Origin of the sequence: Campylobacter concisus UNSWCS (genome assembly GCF_000466685.1) — a bacterium.
Lineage (GTDB): Bacteria > Campylobacterota > Campylobacteria > Campylobacterales > Campylobacteraceae > Campylobacter_A > Campylobacter_A concisus_A.
The window spans coordinates 1-965 of sequence record NZ_ANNG01000110.1 but is presented as its reverse complement, the minus strand read 5'-3'; the positions used below and the strand labels follow the sequence as shown (position 1 = coordinate 965).

General features: G+C 32.0%; 2 protein-coding genes. One reads left to right on the top strand and one right to left on the bottom strand.

Annotation, left to right across the window (positions count from 1 at the left end):
- A partial coding sequence (locus UNSWCS_RS12145; protein ID WP_051267856.1) for a hypothetical protein occupies positions 1-703 on the top strand: 703 nt, incomplete at its 5' end.
- A 63-nt stretch (positions 704-766) separates the two neighbouring features.
- Here the strand turns inward: UNSWCS_RS12145 and UNSWCS_RS12140 are convergent.
- Positions 767-965 (bottom strand): hypothetical protein (locus UNSWCS_RS12140; RefSeq protein WP_035143952.1); only part of this gene is annotated, 199 nt, incomplete at its 5' end.

The following is a 965-nucleotide window of genomic DNA, read 5'->3' as shown; positions in this document are numbered from 1 at the left end:
CAGCGAAGAGAAATTTGATTACTCAAAGTATATGTTTAGACCCTGGACTGATAATGTAAAAGAATTTATTGATATAGACCAAAGTAAAGAGGGCTGGATAACAGATACTATAAATCGAATAGATAATATGTTGTCTGATTACCCCATGAAAGAAAGAAGAGCTTTAGCATCAAAATACCCTCCAGAAACTATGGAAGAATTTAGAGTCGGAGAGTTACAAAGCTATATGGATTGGCTACTTACAAACTCTGTTGATGGCAAGCCAACAATAATTGGCTTTATGATTGGTCTTGGCACAGCAGAAGAGGAGGCAGAACTAGAAGCCTTTGTAAAATCATTTCCAGAAGGCACTATGATGAGTAATGATGGTGCTGCATTGTTTGTTAGAGCTGATCTAAGCATAGAAGAGTTTAAGAAGCTTTATAGAGAAGATGTAGAAAAAACTACAAAAGAGCATAAAGAATTTCTGGCCAAACTACACAAAGAAGAACAAGAATACAATGCAAATTTCGCTAAAGAGCAAAATGAGAAGAAATTCAAACCTATGCAGGTTAAGAAAAAGTATGAGACCTATGATATAAACAAGGATCAAAAATTTATCTATGCAAGAGAGCTTTTAAATTTCAAAGAAAAAAGAGGCATAGACGTCTTAGAGCTTATGCAAAAGATAGATAAGAAGCAAATTTTAAATAAGATGGTTTAATGGATTAAAGATAGCTACATTGTTTTATTGTAGAAAGCAATGATTGCTCTAAATTTAGTCCTTTTATACGGTTTTATCCACTTTTTTATTTGCGACTTTTTCTAAAATTTCAAATATGCTTTCGCCATTATCAAATTCAGTTTTTATAAATTTGTAAAATTCTTTAAATTTCTCGTCAGCTTGCATATCATAAGTTTTAAATTTCTTAGTTACTTGCATAGGCTTAAAGGTTTCTTGTTTTTGCGTGTCAGTTTGATTGTCT